The following is an 18,707-nucleotide window of genomic DNA, read 5'->3' on the forward strand; positions in this document are numbered from 1 at the left end:
AGTCCGCATTCATGAACACTGAAATCAATACAGTTGTTGCTGTTTTAGGTCCAGGTGCCATCGGCACAACAGTCGCGGCGGCGTTACACGAAGTCGACCGCACACCATTGCTGTGTGGACGTACTCCCCGCGATCGCCTGACCTTGCAAGATGGCAACCGCTTTATCACCGTACCCGGTCCGGTACAGACGAATCCGGCACAAATCACTCGCACGGTTGATCTTATCTTTCTGGCAGTCAAGTCCACACAAATCGACGCGGCAGCAGAATGGCTCAGGGCGTTGACTGGCCCGGAGACGGTTATATGCGTGCTCCAGAATGGGGTCGAACAGTTGGACAGGCTCGCTACGTACTCTCTGCCCGGACAGATTGTTCCCGCTGTCGTGTGGTTCCCTGCGCAAGCGCAGTCCGATGGCTCGGTACGCTTGCGTGGTGAGGCGCGCCTCAGCGTGCCAGACGCACCAGCTTCCCGTGTAGTGGCCGCAGCGCTGCAAGGCACGTGGTGCTCCGTAGATCTGGCCGCGAATTTCAGCTCCCTGGCCTGGCGCAAGCTGATGCAGAATGCGGTGGCTGGACTCATGGCACTCACGCACCGCCGCTCAGGCATGTTTGGCCGTGCTGATATCGCCAGGCTTACGCTGGCTTATCTGCAGGAATGCTTGGCCGTGGCACGTGCAGAGGGCGCTGAACTCGGAGACGAAGTGCCGCAGGAGATCCTCGATAAGTTCCGGGCGGCTCCTGCAGACATGAGCACCTCCATCCTCACGGATCGAGAAGCTGGCCGACCGCTTGAATGGGATATCCGCAACGGCGTCATTGCGCGTCGCGGCCGGGTTCACAGCATTCCAACGCCGATCAGCGACATCCTGGTGCCGCTTCTTGCGGCTGCGAGCGATGGCCCTGGTTGATCTTAAAGCCGATGATTGCACTCTTACTTCTCTTCTTCGTCGCTCTCGGTGCCGGAGTACTCAGCGGTGTCGTCGGCACTGGCTCGTCGTTAATCATGCTGCCCGTCCTCGTCGCCACGTACGGGCCACGGATTGCTGTGCCTGTTATGGCGATCGCCTCCCTTTTCGGCAACATCGGACGGGTGATTGTCTGGTGGCATGAGATTCGTTGGCGACCGGTGTTTGCCTATTCGTTGGTGGGAGTTCCTGCGGCTGTTCTCGGGGCGCACACGTTACTTACGATTTCTCCTGGCACAGTGGAGGTATTCCTAGCAGCTTTCTTCCTTGCGATGATCCCGCTGCGCCGTCTCATCAGACGATCGAACCTCCACTTGAATCTCTGGCACATGAGTTTGGCCGGGGCGATTGTCGGGTTTATGACCGGATTCGTGCTGTCCACCGGGCCGCTCAGCGTGCCGGTATTTACCGGGTACGGAATGAGTGGAGGCGTATTTTTGGGATCAGAGGCGGCAAGCGCAATCCTGCTCTACGCTGGTAAGCTAGCTACGTTCGGTATATCGGGCGCACTCGCGCAGCCTGTCCTCACACATGGACTTGCCATCGGCATCGCATTGTTCGTCGGTTCGATGATTGCGAAACGTCTCGTCCAGAAACTCCAGACGCATACGTTCGAGCTTCTCATTGATGCCGTTCTCGTCGCTGGGGCAGTAGGGATGATCCTTGCTCTCAAATGAAATGGCACGCCAGGGCTGACGGCGCAAGCGTGTTGTTGTTGTTGTTGTGTAACAGCTTTCTACAGGCAGCGACGGGTCGGGTCGGGGTGGAGGGGTTGGCAAGCCATCAGAAATGAATAAAGCCGTACCAGGGTATGCTGATACAGCTTTTTGTTATTGGTCATGCAGCTTCGTTGTTTTTATCCCGCCCTGTGTTAAAAGGTGGTACGTATGCGACCCGGCATGTATCGATATAATCTGACCACCACTGCATCATCGCCTTGCGGGCTTCCAGATGCTCAGCCTTATGAATGTAAGCCAGACGCACGGTGTTGCGCTCCTGGTGACTCATCTGGCGTTCCACTGCATCTTGCGACCATAAGCCAGACTCCATCAGGGCACTGCATGCCATTGCCCGAAAGCCATGTCCGCAGATGTCCTGTTTCGTGTCGAATCCCATAAGGCGCAGTGCTTTATTAACCGCGTTTTCGCACATCGGCCTGTACGGGTTATGGTCGCCGGGGAAGACCAGTTCGTAAGCCCCGGATATTTCCTTAATCCGTTTCAGAATAGCTATAGCCTGCTGTGAGAGGGGCACGATATGAGCAGTGCGCATTTTTGCACCGCGCCCTGAATAACGCACACCCACAATGGCTTCGCGTGTGGCGGGTATCGTCCAAATTCTGTTTATGAAATCAATTTCTGACCAGCGTGCAAAGCGCAGCTCACTGGAGCGAATGAACAGATGCAGCGTCAGCAGGACAGCAAGCCGGGTCAGTTCACGGCCCTGATGATATGCTTCAATGTGTTCAATCAGTTCAGGCAGCCGCTCCAGCGGCAGGGCGGGATAGTGGTGTCTCATGGGGGGAGCCGTCACGCCATCAAGATTTGCTGCCGGGTTGGTGTCGATAAATCCCTGATGGACCGCATGGCGCATGATGTTACTGAGGTGCTGCCGCGTGCGGGACGCGACTTCCAGCAGGCCCTTTTCCTCAATGCCTTTCAGCAGGTCAATGAAATGATGGGGTTTAAGCTCCGTGACGGACAGATGACCAATTACAGGAAAGATATGGTTGTTCATGCTGGCAAGCAGACGGTCAGCGGTGTTCTGCGACCACTTTTTATTGTTTTTATGCCATGCCAGCGCCACTGTTTTAAACACCTTCTCTGGTGTGCAGGCTCTGCGTTCAGCAGCCCTCTGCAGTGCCGGGTTGATGTTCAGCGCCAGCATCTTACGGATACCTTCGCGCTGCTGGCGGGCATCAGACAGGGAGACGGCAGGATAGGCACCCAGTGCAATGCGGGATTCTTTGCCGTTTATACGATATTTAAGATACCAGTGACGTGAGCCGCCTGGTTTGATAAGAAGGTACAGACCGTGAGAATCAGAAACTTTGAAGGGTTTTGCGGATGGTTTTAAGTTGCGGATTTTTGAGTCGTTAAGGGACATTTGGGGGTCACTCCGTCATCGAACTAACCTGACCCCAGATTTGACCACCAATTTTTCCCGATGCGGAGGGTAAAATCAAAATGCACCGGGAAGAGTTTTCACGCTAACCTCTTGAATCAATATCAGATAAGGATTCGCAAAGATGCATGCAAACAGGAAATTGGCTCCTCTGACTGGACTCGAACCAGTGACATACGGATTAACAGTCCGCCGTTCTACCGACTGAACTACAGAGGAATCGTGTGAACGAGGCGCATATTACTGACCTCGCCATGAGGTGTCAACAGTAAAATTAGCGCGTCATTTCAATTGGTTAATTAATCTTCAAATTCAGTGTTAATGCGCATTTGGTGAGCGATAATCGTCGTCTCCCCGGGTATCGCGTAACCGTTCCATGGGGTTCTGGCGATAAAACTGGATGAAACGCTGCCATAAGGCAGGAAAACGCGGAGCAAATAATTCAGGCGCGCTGAAAAAATACTCGGATAACACGGCAAAGCATTCTGCAGGATCGGTCGCTGCGTAGGCATCTATACTGCAGGCCGTTTCTCCAACCAGATCGATCTCATCCTGAATATTGTTCATTGCGGCATGCAGGTCATGTTCCCAACCGGCGATGTCGCGCAGGGGGATTGCCGGAACACCGCTGGCACGATCGCCATTACGCATATCAAGCTTGTGTGCCACTTCATGGATGATCAGATTAAAGCCGGAGGCGTCAAAGGAATCTTGAATATCAAGCCAGTTGAGGATTATTGGGCCTTGTTGCCAGCTCTGTCCGGACTGTACAACGCGTTGGTTATGCACCAGCCCAATATCGTCTTCCCATTCATCGTCTACGACAAACGGGGCAGGGTAGATGAGAACTTCATGAAACCCGTCGAGCCACTCAATCCCCAGTTCCAGAACAGGTAAGCAAAACAGCAGAGCAATGCGCGCACTTTTTAGCGGGTCCAGCTCAAATCCCTGAAGAGCGACCATTCTTTTTTGCTGTAAAAAGCGTTCTGCCAGGGCGACAAGTCTGGCTTGTTCTTGCTCGGTGAGATTAACCAAAAGGGGAATAGCCATGGCGTCGTCCCACGGCCAGTCGTCACTCCGGGTTGTTTCTTGTTCTTTCCAGGGCCACTTAATCATCGTTTTGCTCGCAAACTCGTCACTTGAACGAAATTGACGGAACTGGGTCTGTTAAAATGCCAAATTACCTGGCATCATGGCAACCGCCAAAACGGAGAGATGCCAGAGCGGCTGAATGGACCGGTCTCGAAAACCGGAGTAGGGGTAACTCTACCGGGGGTTCAAATCCCCCTCTCTCCGCCACTATTCAAGCACTTGCACGCCTTGCTTTCAACGACAGTTCTCACGGATGTTTTTTTCTTTGAGTATCCTCACAAGTTTATCGTTGTCATGCCCGTGCGGTAAAAAAATACGTTTCATATAAATAAAAAGCCCGCTTCATATGAAGCGGGCTTGCGCGTTTGTGCATCAATTAGAACTGATAGACTAAACCAACGGCAACGATGTCGTCTGTCGCGATACCGTTATCAGAGTAGAAGCTGTCGTCTTCATCCAGCAGGTTGATTTTATAATCAACATAGGTGGACATGTTTTTGTTGAAGTAGTAAGTCATACCCACATCAACATATTTGACCAGATCTTTGTCGGTGTAGCGGTAATTGCCATTGCTGTCGCGATCCCAGCCGCCTAAATCAACACCTTTAGACATCAGGAAAGAAACCGCAGGACGCAGGCCAAAGTCAAACTGGTATTGAGCAGTGACTTCAAAGTTTTGCGTTTTGTTGGCGATACCGCCTTTCGCAACATCTTCCCCTGCAGCATTCTTATAAGAGCCGCTGCCGTATGCTGTCATGTTACGGGTTTCTGCGTACATAGCAGCCAGATACACGTTGTTAGCGTCATATTTCGCGCCAATAGTCCAGGCATCCGCTGTTTCGCCACCAGCATATTTATCGGTATAGCTACGATCGCCGCGGCCAGCTGCAACTTGCTCGTTAGTACGATCGGAACTGGAGTACGCCGCACCCAGGCTTAAACCGAAGTCGAAGTCATAGGAGGTAGACATACCGAAGCCGTCGCCGTTTTCTTTCGCCAGTTTACGGTTAGTGCTGTTACCGGAACCTTCCTGACCTAAGCTGCTACCTTCGTTATTACCCTGATACTGCAGGGCGAAGTTCAGACCATCAACCTGACCAAAGAAGCCTTTATTGCGATAGGTGGCAACGCCGTTAGCACGACCGGTCATGTACACGTCGGTCTGGGTGTAAGTATCGCCACCAAATTCTGGCAGCATGTCGGTCCAGGCTTCTACGTCATAGACGACGCCATAGTTACGACCGTAATCGAAGGTGCCGTTCTCACCAAATCCTAAGCCAGCGAAAGCCAGACGAGTCCAGGAATCGCCTTTATCACCTTCGGTGCCGTTGGCCTGAATGTTATATTCCCACTGACCATAACCAGTCAGCATATCATTGATCTGCGTTTCGCCTTTGAAACCCAGACGTGCATAGGACATGTCGCCATCGCTGCCTGCATCGTCAGAGAAATAACGCAGACCATCGACTTTACCGTACAGATCCAGTTTATTGCCGTTCTTATTATAAATTTCAGCCGCATTAGCTGCGCCTGCAGCTAATAAAGCAGGGAGAAGCAGTGCCAGTACTTTTCTTTTCATTATGTATTCCCTTTATATAATAATTAAAATGAATATGTAACACTATTTGAAAGACTACATTTGGATACTATCTATGAAGTTCATTTAATTTAAAATATAACATGTAACAAATGTATTTAAGATATTTCAAAATATGTCACCAGCGCATTATCATCATTAATATTGTATGTTTATCATGATTTTATTTTTATGATAAATGCTTTGCTATCATTGAGTTATGTTTTATGTTTATTTTTATTGTTAAATATATATTATTGATATTTGTTATTTATTTTTCTGTCATATTTATAATTTATCTGCTCGTCAAGACTAATGGTGATTATACATTTGTAGAAAGTATGACTATCATAAAATAATATATGGTGGTGATATGCAGGGTTGGCGGTAGTCTGATATGAGAATTGTTGCTAAGGTGGTTTTCTTTTTGCGAAGAGTGAGAGTATGGAGCGACATGACTGGCAGTCGAAATTTGAAGCCTGGTTGCGTGAAAATCATTCAGGGCACGACGCTGCTCACGACATCTTTCATTTTCGGCGTGTGTGGAAGACGGCTCAAAAGCTGAGCACGGATGCGACCGTAGACTGGCTGGTGGTGCTGACGGCATGCTACTTCCATGATCTCGTCAGTTTGCCGAAGAATCATCCCGATCGTCATCGTTCATCGGTAATGGCAGCCCAGGAAACACGTCGCGTTTTGATGCACGATTTCCCTGACTTTCCACACCAACGATTACCTGCCGTGTGCCATGCCATTGAGGCGCACAGTTTCAGCGCCAAAATTGTACCAGAAACCCTTGAGGCCAAAATTGTGCAGGATGCTGACCGGCTTGAGGCGCTGGGGGCGATTGGTTTAGCGCGTGTATTTGCCGTGTCCGGGGCGTTAGGCGTGGCGCTGTTTGATGCGGAAGATCCGTTTGCCAGGCAGCGTAATCTTGATGATAAACAGTACGCGCTCGATCACTTCCAGACCAAACTGTTGACGCTGCCGCTAACGATGCAAACCGCGCAAGGCCGGCATTTGGCGCAACATAATGCTGACTTCTTATTGACGTACATGGCGAAACTGAGTGCGGAGTTAAAAGGAGAATATGAAATGCTGGATCTTGACGCGATTCAACCCCTTATAGCGCGTTAGTTGCCAGTACAGCCGCAACGTCAACCGCGCTATTTTATGTTAATCTGTCGGTTATCCATTTCGGCCGGTTAAATGTATGCAGGATAATTTTTCAGTAGCAGGCTCCATGAACCCGATGACAGATGATAACGACGCCGCCGCACAGGTGATTTTGGCGAAGTTGCTTGAAATTTATGACGTGAAAACGCTGGTTGCTCATCTGAATGGTGTTGGCGAGAACCGCTGGAGTCCGGCCATCTTTAAGCGAGTTGTCGCCAATGAGACATGGCATCGTCTCAGCGATGGCGAGCTGGCTCATCTGAAAGCCTTGCTGCCGACGCCGCCTGCGCATCATCCACATTATGCTTTTCGCTTTATCGATCTTTTTGCCGGTATTGGCGGCATTCGTCGCGGCTTTGAGGCGATTGGCGGGCAGTGTGTGTTCACCAGTGAGTGGAACAAGCATGCGGTGCGTACCTACAAAGCGAATCACTACTGCGATCCTCACCAGCACCATTTTAATGAAGATATTCGCGATATCACCCTCAGTCATCATGATGGGGTGAGCGACCAGCAGGCGGCAGAACATATTCGCCAGCATGTTCCTCAGCATGATGTGCTGTTGGCGGGGTTTCCTTGTCAGCCATTCTCACTGGCCGGCGTATCAAAGAAAAACGCGTTAGGTCGTGCTCATGGCTTCGCCTGCGACACGCAGGGCACACTTTTTTTTGACGTGGTGCGCATCATCAATGCGCGTCGGCCAGCAATATTTGTGCTCGAAAACGTCAAAAACCTGAAGAGCCACGATCAGGGAAAAACTTTCCGCATCATTATGCAAACGCTGGACGAGCTGGGTTATGACGTGGCGGATGCAGACGATAACGGACCGGACGATCCGAAAATTATCGACGGGCAACATTTCTTGCCTCAGCATCGCGAACGTATTGTGCTCGTCGGCTTTCGCCGCGATCTAAATCTGAAATCAGACTTCACGCTGCGCGATATTATCTCCCGCTATCCTCAGCGGCGCACTACGCTGGCGGAGCTGCTTGAGCCGACCGTTGATGCAAAATATGTGTTGACGCCGGTGCTGTGGAAATATCTGTATCGCTATGCGAAAAAGCATCAGGCGCGGGGGAATGGGTTTGGCTATGGCATGGTGTATCCCGGCAATCCCGATTGCGTAACGCGTACATTATCGGCGCGTTACTATAAAGATGGGGCGGAGATCTTGATCGACCGCGGCTGGGATCTGGCGCTGGGTGAAAAGGATTTTGATGATCCGCACAATCAGCGACACCGTCCTCGCAGGTTGACGCCCAGAGAGTGCGCGCGTCTGATGGGGTTCGAATCACCTCAGGGTTATCAGTTCAGGATCCCGGTGTCGGACACGCAGGCATATCGTCAGTTTGGTAACTCGGTGGTCGTCCCGGCGTTTGCGGCGGTCGCCAGGCTGCTGGAGCCAAAAATCAAACAGGCGGTCGCTATTCGCGAGAAAGAGAACCTGCGTGGCAGACGTTCACGATAAGGCAACGCGCAGTAAAAATATGCGGGCGATAGCCACCCGCGATACTGCCATTGAAAAACGCCTTGCCAGCTTGCTGACAGAGCAGGGGGTAACGTTTCGCGTGCAGGATGCGACGTTACCCGGTCGCCCCGATTTCGTGGTCGATGATTATCGTTGTGTGATTTTTACCCACGGTTGTTTCTGGCATCATCACCACTGCTATCTATTTAAAGTCCCCGCAACACGAACGGAATTCTGGCTGGAAAAAATTGGCAAAAATGTCCAGCGTGACGCGCGGGACGGTGAAATGTTGCAGGCGCTGGGCTGGCGTGTACTGATTGTCTGGGAGTGCGCCCTGCGTGGGCGCGAAAAGCTGGGGGATGACGCGTTATCCGAACGTGTTATCGAGTGGATCTGCGGTGGTGGCGCCAGCGCGCAGATCGACACTCTCGGTATTCATTTACTGTAACGTCTTTTCCGACGGGGTCACAACGGCGTCCGCTTTAGCGGGAAATAAGTATTTACCGAGCGTGACCAGTACTACCGCAAATACAATCACGCCAAGCGCCAGCCATTCGATGGGCGCCAGGCTTTCTCCTCCCAGACCGGTACCTAACAATACGGCGACAACCGGGTTCACGTAGGCATAGCTGGTGGCTAATGCCGGACTGACGTTGCGGATCAGGTACATATACGCGTTAATGGCAATAATAGAACCAAACAGGGCCAGATAGGCGACCGCCATAAAGCCTGAAAATGTTGGCATAGTGGTCAACTTTTCCCCGGAAAGCAACGAGGCGCACATCAGCACAATACCGGCGGCTAACATTTCAATGGCCCCGGCCATCATGCCAACGGGTAGCGTTATGCGTGAACCGTACACCGATCCAAATGCCCAGCTCATTGAACCTATCAGGATTAAAACAGCGCCCCACGGATTACCACTCAAATTACCTCCGCTGTTCAGCATGATGATCCCAGCGAGTCCAATTGCGATCCCCATCCACTCCAGCTTGCGCGTTTTAATGCCAAAAAAGTGGCTAAAGCACAGCGTAAACAGCGGCACGGTGGCGACCACTACGGCGGCAATACCGGAAGGCACGTTTTGATGCTCAGCGACAGTCACCAGTCCGTTACCTACAGCCAGCAGCAGGATACCAATTAACGCGGCGTTCAAAAGCTGACGCAGAGGCGGCAGCTTATGTCCGCGAATAAGTAAGAATGCGGTTAACAAAATTCCCGCAGAGAGAAAACGAACGCCAGCCATCATCAACGGCGGCCAGCTTTCAACGCCAATGCGAATAACGAAGTACGTGGAACCCCAAATGATGTACAGCGCGAAAAGCGCACTGAAAAGCGGTAGCAATTGCCTGAAACGCATAATCCCTCACGGTGGAAATAAAAAGGTGCAACATAGTAAACGTTAAAACTATCTTGCTGGCGAGATTTATAATTACCTGCCGATGTTAAAAATTTGTTGACCAGAAAGGTCAGTTTCAGCATTGCGTGTTTTACTTCATACTTATGACTGCAAAAAAATAATATTGAGGGTAAAAATTTTGGCAGGAAGTAGCTTATTGACCTTACTCGATGATATCGCCACGCTGCTGGATGATATCTCCGTCATGGGAAAACTGGCCGCGAAAAAAACCGCGGGCGTACTGGGAGATGACCTGTCGCTTAACGCGCAGCAGGTGTCGGGCGTGCGGGCGAATCGCGAACTCCCGGTGGTCTGGAGCGTGGCGAAGGGATCGTTTGTTAACAAAGTTATCCTTGTGCCGTTGGCGCTATTGATAAGCGCTTTCATTCCCTGGGCGATTACCCCCTTATTAATGGTAGGCGGGGCGTTTCTCTGTTTTGAAGGTGTGGAAAAAGTTCTCCATACCCTGGAAGCGCGTAAACACAAAGAAACTCCGGAAGAACGTCAGCAGCGTCTGACATCTTTGGCGGCGCAGGATCCGCTCACCTTTGAGAAGGATAAAATCAAAGGGGCGATACGTACCGACTTTATTTTATCTGCTGAGATTGTCGCGATTACGCTGGGGATCGTAGCGGATGCGCCATTGTTGAATCAGGTATTGGTGTTATCGGGCATCGCGTTAGTGGTGACCGTGGGGGTCTATGGTCTGGTCGGGATTATCGTTAAGCTCGATGATATTGGGTACTGGCTGGCAGAAAAAGGTAGCGCGCTTGCCCAGTCGCTGGGTAAAGGATTGCTGGTCGTTGCCCCCTGGCTGATGAAAACACTTTCCGTGGTCGGCACGCTGGCGATGTTTTTGGTCGGCGGCGGAATTGTGGTGCATGGAATATCACCATTGCATCATGCGATTGAACATTTTTCCCAACAGCAAAGTGCATTGATTGCGCTGATGCTTCCAACCCTGCTGAATCTGGTGCTTGGTTTTATCATTGGCGGGATAGTCGTGCTGCTGGTGAAAGCTGTTGCCAGACTGCGCGGAGTTTCGCACTAAATGTCGCAGGGTTGATTACGCAAAACGCCTCTTTGTCGTCTAAGGTGTAAAGGTTTCTCTTGATACAGGAGGCAGGTATGGTCTTTTCTGTCAGTGAGGAAGTCACCTCAAAAGAGGGTGGCCCACGCATGATCGTTACCGGATATGCCAGCGGAATGGTGGAGTGTCGCTGGTACGACGGCTTTGGCGTCAAACGGGAAGCATTCCGTGAAGATGAACTGGTGCCGGGCGAGCGCAGAAAGCTGTGCCAGGATCCCTGAACATCTGGCTTGCGCGTAACCGGGCGATCTCTCAACCATTAGTTATATTTATCATTTTAGTGAGAATTATTTACTTGTCAGGCAAAAAAATTGCAGATAAGGTTTGTTTCACATCAGATTTCCTGGTGTAACGAATTTTCAAGTGCTTCTTGCATAAGCAAGTTTGATCCCGACCCGATAAGGGCCGGGATTTTTTTCGCCCTCAGTCAGCGATTGATTTCCGACACGCTAAAATCATGGATATCAAGCTCGAATGCGTCGGCCAGTTCATGCCATGTATGGTAATCACGCCCGTCGACGCTGACGCGTTCCGGGTCATCCTGGCTGCGATGAATTTCACTCTCGCAGATTTCGTTGATTGCCTTCAGCAGCGCGTCCACATCGACGCTGACTTCACGCTTGGCCGTATCGCTGTACTCTTTCGCGGTTTTCATCCTCATACCTCTCAACCGTTAAGGATACCGGGGGAGCGTATCCGGACATCAGATACGCACAACTTAAGTATAGACCGTCGATAAAACCCGCAATCGCACGAGCCAGGCGCTGCCAGAAAAAGGAAATTGTTCTACACTGGCACAAAGCCACAGGAGGAAAACTATGAAGGTGAATGATCGGGTCACAGTCAAAACGGACGGCGGTCCTCGTCGACCGGGCGTGGTACTGGCTATTGAAGAGTTTAGTGAAGGCACTATGTACCTGGTTTCGCTGGAAGACTACCCGCTCGGTATCTGGTTCTTTAATGAGTCAGGTCATCAGGATGGTATCTTTGTGGAAAAAGTGGAGTAAACCCGTTCTGCAGTGATTCTGACTGGTGGATTCACCACCAGTCAGAACGTTTTAGCGCATATTCACAAAGATACCATTGGTGACATTATCCGTGAGTCGAACAACGTGATAGATAACTTGCTTATTATGCGTCTTTATCTTTCGTTTTATATTCCCCTTATGGGATGACACGGTCTTGGCCTTGATATTCATTTGGTCGGATATCTGTATTGTTCCCTGACCCTCCATCCACATGCGCAGCATGCTGGACTCGGTACGGCTTAATGACAGTGTCGGCAGATTAACATCAATGACAATATCCACTTCCTTTTTCAGAATATCGCCAAGAAGTGTATCCAATGAATCTGGTTTAATCGACTTAGAACTAATCAATAAATTTTTTCTTACTAATAGATATTCATCAAAATGTACGTTGGCAATTGCCATAAACACAATAAATAATGTACCGGGATGTTGATTAATGATTTGCTTTATTTGCTGGCTATTAGCAGGATCGTGGATAAAGCAGTCCTCATTAATAAACACCACAGCGGGCTGTTGAGAGACACAGGCGAGACTGAGTTCATCAACGTTGGAAATGTTGTTGATTTCCCTTTTTTTCACCCCCCGACTTACCAGATATCCGGTCAACCCTAGCCGGGTGTAACTGCATAAATCCATAATAATCGTTGACATGGCATACCCTCACTCAATGCGTAACGATAATTCCCCTTACCTGATTATTTCATCACAACTAAACGGAATAATAACGACCCAAGATGACGCTTTCGCTGTTTTTCAGGCGAAATTACTATCCCGTAAAGTTGCGTATAATTTGCCAGGAAACATCTTAAAGTAAAGTAAATGTTGCGTTATGTGAGTGAGGCAAAAACAAATAAACCGCGACAGAGATATCCTGGTGGATGTTGTCACTTTTTAAATTTAGGACAATCCTTAGTAAAACAGGATAAAAAATAAGGGTTATTATTTTCCGGGCATTTCGCTGACAATATCAGCCAATAAATTAAAAATTTCGCTGAATAATCGTTCGCAGAATGGCGCAATTAATGGCATCAGCGCCGCCATTAATGAAATACCCACGGTGAGGGTGAGTGGAAAGCCGATGACGAAAATCGACAGCTGGGGGGCCATACGATTTAACAAACCGAGTGCGAGGTTCAGTGTGAGTAGCAGCGTCATTATCGGCAGGGCCAGCATTAGACCGTTGAGGAAAAGCAGACTACCCGCCCGCGCCAGCGCGAGAAACGCATTGCTGTTCACCGGATTGCCGCCGATTGGCAAGGTATGAAAGGTATCCACCAGCAGTGAAATAAGCCATAAATGACCGTTAAACGTCAGGAACAACAGCATGGCGAGCATGTCGATCAGGCGTGCCAGCACCGGCATGTTCAGACGGCTGCCGGGGTCGAAGAAGGTTGCGAAGGAGAGACCCATTTGGAGGCCGATCAATTCCCCGGCGGTTCGTACTGCCGCAAATGCAAACTGCATGGTGAAGCCTATGGCGATGCCGATCAGGATTTGTTGCATTGCCTGCCATAGCGCGCCAACAGAAAAGATAGGGACGTCTACGGGGGGAATCGATGGGGCGATAACGACGGTTATCATTAATCCAAGCCCCAGTTTTACCCGTTTGGGGATGGCGCGCTCGCTGAGAATAGGGGCCGTTGAGATGAGCGCCAGTATGCGCAGCAAAGGCCAGAAGTAAAGGTTTAGCCAGTGGAGCCATTCAACGCTGGTCACCTGCAGCATAATGTCATCTACCCGATGATATAGGGGATATTGCTGAACAGCGTACGTACGTAGTCGAGCAGCAGGTTAAGCATCCACGGTCCGGCAACAATGATGGCAATAAACACCGCGACAATTTTGGGAATGAAGGACAGCGTCATTTCATTAATCTGGGTCGCCGCCTGCAAAATACTGATGATAAGACCTGTGACGAGGGCGACCAACAGCAACGGCGCGGCAAGGGCCAGGGCGACCTTCATCGCCTCTGTGCCCATCATCATGACCGATTCAGGAGTCATTTCGCGCCTCTAACTGTAAAAGCTTTGTGCCAGCGAGCCGACAAGCAGCTGCCAACCATCTACCAACACAAACAGCATCAGCTTGAACGGCAGCGCGATCGTGGCCGGGGGGACCATCATCATCCCGAGCGCCATCAGCACGCTGGCGATGACCAGGTCGATAATCAAAAACGGAATAAAAATAGTAAAACCTATCTGGAATGCCGTTTTCAGCTCGCTGGTGACATAGGCCGGAAGCAAAATTCGCATCGGTACGGCTTCTGGTCCTTGCAGAGGGCCGCTGTTTGCCAGACGAGCGAACAGCGCCAGATCCGCTTCACGGGTTTGGCGTAGCATAAACTCACGCAGCGGCTGTGCGCCTTTCTCCATGGCTTCCTGCATGGAGATCTTCTCTTCACTGAACGGTTGATACGCGTCGACGTAAATTTTGTCGATTACTGGCGACATGATGAAAAAGGTCAAAAATAGCGCCAGCCCCAGTAGCACCTGGTTCGGCGGTGCAGAAGGTGTTCCCAGCGCATTTCGTAACAGGCCGAAAACGATGATGATGCGGGTGAAGCTGGTCATCATCAATAAAATGGCGGGCAGGAATGTCAGCGAGGTGATAAACACCAGCGTTTGCACTGGCAAAGACCAGCTTTGTCCGCCGCCTGGCAACGGCTGGCTTACCAGTCCCGGAAGCTGAGCGAGGGCAACAGGGCTGAAAAGCCATAAGCCTGCCAGCGTGATGGATAACAAACGGCGCATCAGGATCTCCCAGGACGCTTGAGCAAACTCTTCATCATGGCCTGGAAATCCGCGGGGGAGGCCGGTTTTTCTTCTGCCTCGGCAGGCGCCGCGGGCAGGGTGTGCAATACGTTAATTTGCGAGGCCGTGACGCCCAGCACCAGGCGCGCATCTTCAACCTCAACAATCACCACGCGCTCACGTGGACCCAGTGAGGTGCTCGCAGTAACTTTCAGTCCGCGCGTACCAGCGCTTTTGGGGGCAAACCCCAGACGCTTAATGACCCAGGCCGCAGCCAGGATCAATACGATGATCCCAAACAGCGCGCCGCTTACCTGTACCAGCGGTGAGCCGGGTACGGCGGCTGGCTGAGAAACTGTCGCCTGGGTATTCATGCTTAACGGCTCAGACGGCGCATGCGTTCTGATGGGGTAATAATGTCGGTGATACGAACGCCGTATTTATCTGCGACCACCACCACTTCACCCTGGGCAATCAGGTAACCGTTGATCAGGATATCCAGCGGCTCGCCAGCCAGACCATCCAATGCGACGACCGAACCCTGCGTCAGACGCAGCAGTTCTTTGATGGTCATGCGGGTACGGCCCAATTCGACGGTCAGTTTGACCGGAATGTCCATGATCAGATCGATGTCCTGCAAAGCACCGCTGACGTCGCCGCCACCTAACTGCTGGAATACCGCATCGGCCGCACTTTTGGTGGGCGTGGTTTTTTGCTCGTTTAACGCGTCAGCCCACAGATCGTCCAATGCGCCAGTGTTCTCATCGGACGGATTATTCATATCACTCATTTGGGCTGTTCCTCATTCAGCGAATTCAAAATCGGGTTTATCAGATGTTCTACGCGTAACGCATACTGACCGTTTACGGTGCCATACTGGCTGGTCAGTACAGGCACGCCGTCCACATGAGCAATAATGCGGTCGGGTTTTTCAATCGGCAGTACATCGCCGGGTTTCAGTTTTAAAATCTGGGATAGCCGCAGCGGAATGTCGGCAAAGTTTGCCACCAGCTCCAGTTCAGAATGCTGAACCTGACGCACCAGATTATTGCGCCAGTTCTGATCTTCATTACGCGAGTTTTCCAGCGGCGGGTTCACCAGCAGCTCACGCAACGGTTCAATCATGCTGAATGGCAGACAGATGTTAAATTCACCGGTCAGGTTGCCAATTTCAACGTGGAACGGAGTATTCACCACGATGTCGTTAGGAGAGGTGGTGATATTGGTAAATTTCACCTGCATCTCGGAACGAACGTATTCCACTTCCAGCGGATTGATGGCCTTCCACGCGTCGCTGTAGCTTTCCAGCGCCAGCTTCAGCATGCGGTTGATAACGCGCTGTTCGGTATGGGTAAATTCCCGACCTTCAACTTTCGTCGGGAAGCGTCCATCACCGCCGAACAGGTTATCAACGGCGATAAATACCAGACTCGGTGAGAACACCACCAGACCCGTACCGCGCAGCGGCTTCAGGTGGATTAAGTTCAGGTTGGTCGGAACCGGTAAGTTACGCGCAAACTCGTGGTATGGCTGGATACGGATCGCACCCACGGTAATATCCGGGCTACGGCGCAACAGGTTAAATAATCCCATACGGAACTGGCGCGCGAAGCGTTCGTTAATAATCTCCAGCGCCTGTAAACGCTCACGTACTACGCGGCGCTGGGTGTTGGGATCGTAAGGACGAATATCGCTTTCTTTTGCGATACCGGAAATGGGTTCGTCTTTAGTTTCGCTATCGCCGTTAAGCAATGCGTCGATTTCAGCCTGAGAAAGAATACTGTCGCCCATGTCTTTACCGCAGAATAAAAGCTGTATAAAGAACGTCGGTGACAACCTGTTTGGGTTGACCAACAACGAGCGGAGTCGCGAGCGTCTCTTTGATGGCGGTAATCAACTGTTGCTTACCTTCTTCGGTGGCGAGCGTAGCCGCGTTCTGGCGGGAAAACAGCAGCAGCAAACGGCTGCGTACTTCCGGCAGATATTCGTTAAGACGTGAACGCGTCGCCTCGTCTTTCATACGCAGTGTGATACCGATATACAGTACACGGTCCGCATCACCCAGATTGACGGTAAAGGTATCCAGCGCGAAGAATACCGGGGCTGGCGGTGGAGCCGGTTCCGCTTTGACGCTGGCGGACGGCTGCTGCTGCATGCGCCAGTAGCTATACCCCGCAGTTGCGCAGGCGGCGAGGGTAATTAATACCAGCAGAGGGATCCAAATAGCGCGTTTACTTTTTTTGTTAATCGCGGAGTCAGTCATCAGATACGGGCTTCCTGTTTCGGTACAGCTTATGGGCTGATTATCCCGTGTCCTGTCCACGACAAAGCGTGGAAAAGACGCGGATAATCATGCTACCTCTGGCGTTAGGCGAAGATGTCTACTGCTCCATCACCGCGAGCTGCGGCTTGCAGTGAGGCTGGCGTAGCCAGTACGGCGTCATCCTCAGCGGCAAAAATGTCTTGTCCCTGAGCGCGACCCGTCTGCTGTTGCTGCCCGGAAGACTGCTGATTGCCGGCAAAGCTTTCACTACTGATACTGCTTTGCCCAAGCTGGATCCCGCTTTCAGCCAACTGCGTACGCAGCATCGGTAACGCGGCTTCCAGCGCAGCACGTACGTGACTGTGTGGCGATACCATTTGCAGCTGCGCGAGGTTGTCATCCAGCTTGAGGGAAATATGCACCTGGCCGAGATCCTGTGGATGCAGGCGCAGTTCTGCGCTTTGCTGACCCTGACGCGTAAACAGCGTGACGTGCTGGCTCAGAGATTGCTGCCATTCGTGGCTACCCAATGGGGCGCTGAGCACGGGGGCGGCGGTCGGTAACGGCTGAGCATGGGGTTGCGGGCTACTTAACGGAGCCGCCGTAACGCCAACGCTGGTTGGCGAAGGGGAACTGTCAATTTCCGCTTTGGTCGTCGCTGCTGCCGTCAACGGGGTTAGCGTCGGATTGTTTGTCTGATCCAGGCTGCTGCCAGGATTGGCAATATCCGCTTTGCCTTTTTTGGCATCACCGGGCAGCAATTCGCCCGCGTTATCGGCGATAGCGCCGTGTACCGTGCCGCGTGACAACGCCGAAAGTGCGGCATCAACTGGGACTGGCGCGCTGTCGATGGCAGGCGTAGCCAGTGGTTGTCCTGGCAGCATGGCGAACAACGCGCTCAGGCTGGCGAGATCGTCATCGCTGAGCGTGGTGGTTTTTTCATCCTGCTGAGCGACTTTGCCCAGTGTTGTCAGGGCATTAGCTTTCAAGGAGGGCGTGAGGGCTGACAACAGTTGCTGAGCGTCTGTCATGTCAGCAAGAGACGCATCGGTTTGCATCTCTTTTTGCGCCAGCAGCTCGGATAACTTGAGCGACGGGGTTGGATCGCCATTTTTTTGCAGCAACCCTTTTTGCAGTTTGCTACCGGCCGCCTGTAAGTCGGCAAGCGACAGCGGGGCGTCTTTACCCTGTGCGTCGCCCGCACCTAATGCGCCAGCCAGCAGCGCTAAAAAATCCTCGGCTGAATCTACCGCTTTGCCAGACTGAAGACCTGCGGCTACGTCGGTGTCGGTGGTAATCAGTTGGGGTAAAGTAATCATTCGGGTTTCCTCATAGCTGCGCGCTGAGCAAATTCATCCATTTTTTTCTGATCCAGGCGGTTTTCAGCCAGCAATGCCGCCGAGGTTTGTCTGTCCTGCAGAGTCTGCCATGCCTGTAAACGTTGTTTTTTATCACGCCAACTGTTCAAAGCCTGGTCCACTTTCTGCGTCCATTGATTGAGCTGTTGGCGATGTTGCTCAATGGCTTTTTCCAGCGTCTGAATAAATTGCTGGTAATTGATCCAGCGATTGCTGGTAATACCCTGACCCATGTCAGTGTTAAGATTGTTGCGATACTCATGCTGATAATCGATCAGCATCTTCAACTGCTCTTCCGCCTGCTGACAGCCACGACGCATCTCTCCCAATAAGACAGCGGCGTCATCTACCTCTTTTTCAGCCAGGTCTTTCAATGTTGCTAATGCACCATGTTGTGCCATGACCTATGCTCTCC

The 18,707-nt window shown here is 51.5% G+C and carries 23 protein-coding genes and 2 tRNA genes; 9 read left to right on the forward strand and 16 right to left on the reverse strand.

The genetic code is table 11. The features are described from left to right. The first annotated feature begins 11 nt into the window (after positions 1 to 11). Positions 12 to 908 carry an oxidoreductase gene (locus OGV80_RS23535; protein WP_049097175.1) on the forward strand — a complete coding sequence of 299 codons (897 nt, stop codon included), beginning with the start codon at positions 12 to 14 and terminating at the stop codon, positions 906 to 908. A gap of 11 nt (positions 909 to 919) precedes the next feature. Continuing rightward, the gene (locus OGV80_RS23540; protein WP_286515822.1) at positions 920 to 1,642 is read left to right on the forward strand and encodes a sulfite exporter TauE/SafE family protein; all 723 of its coding nucleotides are present in this window, start codon (positions 920 to 922) and stop codon (positions 1,640 to 1,642) included. Positions 1,643 to 1,802: 160 nt separating this feature from the next. Here OGV80_RS23540 and OGV80_RS23545 read toward each other — a convergent pair whose 3' ends face one another. From OGV80_RS23545 to mtfA, 3 genes are all read right to left on the reverse strand, one after another. Then, on the reverse strand, positions 1,803 to 3,071 hold the full coding sequence (locus tag OGV80_RS23545; RefSeq protein WP_049097176.1) for a tyrosine-type recombinase/integrase: 1,269 nt from the start codon (positions 3,069 to 3,071) through the stop codon (positions 1,803 to 1,805). 161 nt (positions 3,072 to 3,232) lie between these two features. Further along, positions 3,233 to 3,308: transfer RNA gene (locus tag OGV80_RS23550), tRNA-Asn, on the reverse strand. A 99-nt stretch (positions 3,309 to 3,407) separates the two neighbouring features. Then, complete coding sequence (mtfA, locus tag OGV80_RS23555; RefSeq protein ID WP_075145996.1) at positions 3,408 to 4,205, reverse strand: DgsA anti-repressor MtfA; 798 nt, start codon at positions 4,203 to 4,205, stop codon at positions 3,408 to 3,410. Between the two features lie 93 nt (positions 4,206 to 4,298). On the opposite strand from mtfA, the gene OGV80_RS23560 reads away from it, so the two are divergent. Next, a tRNA-Ser gene (locus OGV80_RS23560) sits at positions 4,299 to 4,388 on the forward strand. 169 nt (positions 4,389 to 4,557) lie between these two features. On the opposite strand, the gene ompC is transcribed toward OGV80_RS23560, so the two are convergent. Continuing rightward, complete coding sequence (gene ompC / locus OGV80_RS23565; protein WP_087052585.1) at positions 4,558 to 5,760, reverse strand: porin OmpC; 1,203 nt, start codon at positions 5,758 to 5,760, stop codon at positions 4,558 to 4,560. Positions 5,761 to 6,201: 441 nt separating this feature from the next. Between ompC and OGV80_RS23570 the strand changes: the two genes are divergently transcribed. From OGV80_RS23570 to OGV80_RS23580, 3 genes are all read left to right on the forward strand, one after another. Further along, positions 6,202 to 6,894 (forward strand): phosphohydrolase, encoded by a 693-nt coding sequence (locus tag OGV80_RS23570; protein WP_047410411.1) that lies wholly within the window; start codon positions 6,202 to 6,204, stop codon positions 6,892 to 6,894. A gap of 76 nt (positions 6,895 to 6,970) precedes the next feature. After that, positions 6,971 to 8,401, forward strand: a complete 1,431-nt coding sequence (locus OGV80_RS23575) for a DNA cytosine methyltransferase (protein WP_200000812.1) — start codon at positions 6,971 to 6,973, stop codon at positions 8,399 to 8,401. Continuing rightward, positions 8,382 to 8,849 carry a very short patch repair endonuclease gene (locus tag OGV80_RS23580; protein WP_043016793.1) on the forward strand — a complete coding sequence of 156 codons (468 nt, stop codon included), beginning with the start codon at positions 8,382 to 8,384 and terminating at the stop codon, positions 8,847 to 8,849. The genes OGV80_RS23575 and OGV80_RS23580 overlap by 20 nt, the downstream gene beginning before the upstream one ends. Here OGV80_RS23580 and yedA read toward each other — a convergent pair. Next, the gene (gene yedA / locus OGV80_RS23585) at positions 8,841 to 9,761 is read right to left on the reverse strand and encodes a drug/metabolite exporter YedA (RefSeq protein WP_075146000.1); all 921 of its coding nucleotides are present in this window, start codon (positions 9,759 to 9,761) and stop codon (positions 8,841 to 8,843) included. The two genes, OGV80_RS23580 and yedA, sit on opposite strands and share 9 nt — an antisense overlap. 175 nt (positions 9,762 to 9,936) lie before the next feature. Between yedA and OGV80_RS23590 the strand changes: the two genes are divergently transcribed. Both OGV80_RS23590 and OGV80_RS23595 read left to right on the forward strand, forming a co-directional pair. Beyond that, the gene (locus OGV80_RS23590) at positions 9,937 to 10,851 is read left to right on the forward strand and encodes a DUF808 domain-containing protein (RefSeq protein ID WP_200001030.1); all 915 of its coding nucleotides are present in this window, start codon (positions 9,937 to 9,939) and stop codon (positions 10,849 to 10,851) included. Positions 10,852 to 10,928: 77 nt separating this feature from the next. Next, positions 10,929 to 11,111: a YodC family protein gene (locus OGV80_RS23595; protein WP_043016790.1), complete on the forward strand. Its 183-nt coding sequence runs from the start codon at positions 10,929 to 10,931 to the stop codon at positions 11,109 to 11,111. Between the two features lie 206 nt (positions 11,112 to 11,317). Here the strand turns inward: OGV80_RS23595 and yodD are convergent, their stop codons facing one another. Next, positions 11,318 to 11,545: a YodD family peroxide/acid resistance protein gene (gene yodD, locus OGV80_RS23600; protein WP_003030417.1), complete on the reverse strand. Its 228-nt coding sequence runs from the start codon at positions 11,543 to 11,545 to the stop codon at positions 11,318 to 11,320. Between the two features lie 163 nt (positions 11,546 to 11,708). Between yodD and dsrB the strand changes: the two genes are divergently transcribed. Continuing rightward, positions 11,709 to 11,897, forward strand: coding sequence for a protein DsrB (gene dsrB, locus OGV80_RS23605; protein ID WP_003030419.1), 189 nt, complete (start codon positions 11,709 to 11,711; stop codon positions 11,895 to 11,897). A 51-nt stretch (positions 11,898 to 11,948) separates the two neighbouring features. Here dsrB and rcsA read toward each other — a convergent pair whose 3' ends face one another. From rcsA to fliJ, 10 genes are all read right to left on the reverse strand, one after another. Beyond that, positions 11,949 to 12,572: a transcriptional regulator RcsA gene (gene rcsA, locus OGV80_RS23610; RefSeq protein ID WP_043016789.1), complete on the reverse strand. Its 624-nt coding sequence runs from the start codon at positions 12,570 to 12,572 to the stop codon at positions 11,949 to 11,951. Between the two features lie 288 nt (positions 12,573 to 12,860). After that, entirely contained in the window at positions 12,861 to 13,646 is a 786-nt protein-coding gene (gene fliR / locus OGV80_RS23615) for a flagellar biosynthetic protein FliR (RefSeq protein ID WP_286515823.1), read from the reverse strand. An 8-nt stretch (positions 13,647 to 13,654) separates the two neighbouring features. Next, complete coding sequence (fliQ, locus tag OGV80_RS23620) at positions 13,655 to 13,924, reverse strand: flagellar biosynthesis protein FliQ (protein WP_003030425.1); 270 nt, start codon at positions 13,922 to 13,924, stop codon at positions 13,655 to 13,657. 9 nt (positions 13,925 to 13,933) lie between these two features. Further along, entirely contained in the window at positions 13,934 to 14,671 is a 738-nt protein-coding gene (gene fliP / locus OGV80_RS23625; protein WP_006684053.1) for a flagellar type III secretion system pore protein FliP, read from the reverse strand. Then, positions 14,671 to 15,045, reverse strand: a complete 375-nt coding sequence (gene fliO / locus OGV80_RS23630) for a flagellar biosynthetic protein FliO (RefSeq protein ID WP_080624994.1) — start codon at positions 15,043 to 15,045, stop codon at positions 14,671 to 14,673. The genes fliP and fliO overlap by 1 nt, the downstream gene beginning before the upstream one ends. A gap of 2 nt (positions 15,046 to 15,047) precedes the next feature. Then, positions 15,048 to 15,461: a flagellar motor switch protein FliN gene (gene fliN / locus OGV80_RS23635; protein WP_003030433.1), complete on the reverse strand. Its 414-nt coding sequence runs from the start codon at positions 15,459 to 15,461 to the stop codon at positions 15,048 to 15,050. After that, complete coding sequence (gene fliM / locus OGV80_RS23640; protein ID WP_003030434.1) at positions 15,458 to 16,462, reverse strand: flagellar motor switch protein FliM; 1,005 nt, start codon at positions 16,460 to 16,462, stop codon at positions 15,458 to 15,460. Before fliM ends, fliN begins: the two co-directional genes overlap by 4 nt. 4 nt (positions 16,463 to 16,466) lie before the next feature. Next, positions 16,467 to 16,934: a flagellar basal body-associated protein FliL gene (gene fliL / locus OGV80_RS23645; RefSeq protein WP_003030435.1), complete on the reverse strand. Its 468-nt coding sequence runs from the start codon at positions 16,932 to 16,934 to the stop codon at positions 16,467 to 16,469. Between the two features lie 104 nt (positions 16,935 to 17,038). Then, positions 17,039 to 18,253 carry a flagellar hook length control protein FliK gene (fliK, locus tag OGV80_RS23650; RefSeq protein WP_087052590.1) on the reverse strand — a complete coding sequence of 405 codons (1,215 nt, stop codon included), beginning with the start codon at positions 18,251 to 18,253 and terminating at the stop codon, positions 17,039 to 17,041. After that, positions 18,250 to 18,693 (reverse strand): flagellar export protein FliJ, encoded by a 444-nt coding sequence (gene fliJ / locus OGV80_RS23655; RefSeq protein WP_003839084.1) that lies wholly within the window; start codon positions 18,691 to 18,693, stop codon positions 18,250 to 18,252. Before fliJ ends, fliK begins: the two co-directional genes overlap by 4 nt. Between the last annotated feature and the right edge of the window lie 14 nt (positions 18,694 to 18,707).

It is taken from the genome of Citrobacter sp. Ce119 (genome assembly GCF_030334525.1).
Classification (GTDB): Bacteria; Pseudomonadota; Gammaproteobacteria; order Enterobacterales; family Enterobacteriaceae; genus Citrobacter; species Citrobacter europaeus.

Excerpts from the sequence above, each read along its gene's own strand:
- OGV80_RS23535 (WP_049097175.1), top strand. The coding sequence starts at position 12 with ATGAACACTGAAATCAATACAGTTGTTGCTGTTTTAGGTCCAGGTGCC.
- OGV80_RS23540 (WP_286515822.1), top strand. The coding sequence starts at position 920 with ATGATTGCACTCTTACTTCTCTTCTTCGTCGCTCTCGGTGCCGGAGTA.
- OGV80_RS23545 (WP_049097176.1), bottom strand. The coding sequence starts at position 3,071 with ATGTCCCTTAACGACTCAAAAATCCGCAACTTAAAACCATCCGCAAAA.
- mtfA (WP_075145996.1), bottom strand. The coding sequence starts at position 4,205 with ATGATTAAGTGGCCCTGGAAAGAACAAGAAACAACCCGGAGTGACGAC.
- ompC (WP_087052585.1), bottom strand. The coding sequence starts at position 5,760 with ATGAAAAGAAAAGTACTGGCACTGCTTCTCCCTGCTTTATTAGCTGCA.
- OGV80_RS23570 (WP_047410411.1), top strand. The coding sequence starts at position 6,202 with ATGGAGCGACATGACTGGCAGTCGAAATTTGAAGCCTGGTTGCGTGAA.
- OGV80_RS23575 (WP_200000812.1), top strand. The coding sequence starts at position 6,971 with ATGCAGGATAATTTTTCAGTAGCAGGCTCCATGAACCCGATGACAGAT.
- yedA (WP_075146000.1), bottom strand. The coding sequence starts at position 9,761 with ATGCGTTTCAGGCAATTGCTACCGCTTTTCAGTGCGCTTTTCGCGCTG.
- OGV80_RS23595 (WP_043016790.1), top strand. The coding sequence starts at position 10,929 with ATGGTCTTTTCTGTCAGTGAGGAAGTCACCTCAAAAGAGGGTGGCCCA.
- yodD (WP_003030417.1), bottom strand. The coding sequence starts at position 11,545 with ATGAAAACCGCGAAAGAGTACAGCGATACGGCCAAGCGTGAAGTCAGC.
- dsrB (WP_003030419.1), top strand. The coding sequence starts at position 11,709 with ATGAAGGTGAATGATCGGGTCACAGTCAAAACGGACGGCGGTCCTCGT.
- rcsA (WP_043016789.1), bottom strand. The coding sequence starts at position 12,572 with ATGTCAACGATTATTATGGATTTATGCAGTTACACCCGGCTAGGGTTG.
- fliR (WP_286515823.1), bottom strand. The coding sequence starts at position 13,646 with ATGCTGCAGGTGACCAGCGTTGAATGGCTCCACTGGCTAAACCTTTAC.
- fliQ (WP_003030425.1), bottom strand. The coding sequence starts at position 13,924 with ATGACTCCTGAATCGGTCATGATGATGGGCACAGAGGCGATGAAGGTC.
- fliP (WP_006684053.1), bottom strand. The coding sequence starts at position 14,671 with ATGCGCCGTTTGTTATCCATCACGCTGGCAGGCTTATGGCTTTTCAGC.
- fliO (WP_080624994.1), bottom strand. The coding sequence starts at position 15,045 with ATGAATACCCAGGCGACAGTTTCTCAGCCAGCCGCCGTACCCGGCTCA.
- fliN (WP_003030433.1), bottom strand. The coding sequence starts at position 15,461 with ATGAGTGATATGAATAATCCGTCCGATGAGAACACTGGCGCATTGGAC.
- fliM (WP_003030434.1), bottom strand. The coding sequence starts at position 16,462 with ATGGGCGACAGTATTCTTTCTCAGGCTGAAATCGACGCATTGCTTAAC.
- fliL (WP_003030435.1), bottom strand. The coding sequence starts at position 16,934 with ATGACTGACTCCGCGATTAACAAAAAAAGTAAACGCGCTATTTGGATC.
- fliK (WP_087052590.1), bottom strand. The coding sequence starts at position 18,253 with ATGATTACTTTACCCCAACTGATTACCACCGACACCGACGTAGCCGCA.
- fliJ (WP_003839084.1), bottom strand. The coding sequence starts at position 18,693 with ATGGCACAACATGGTGCATTAGCAACATTGAAAGACCTGGCTGAAAAA.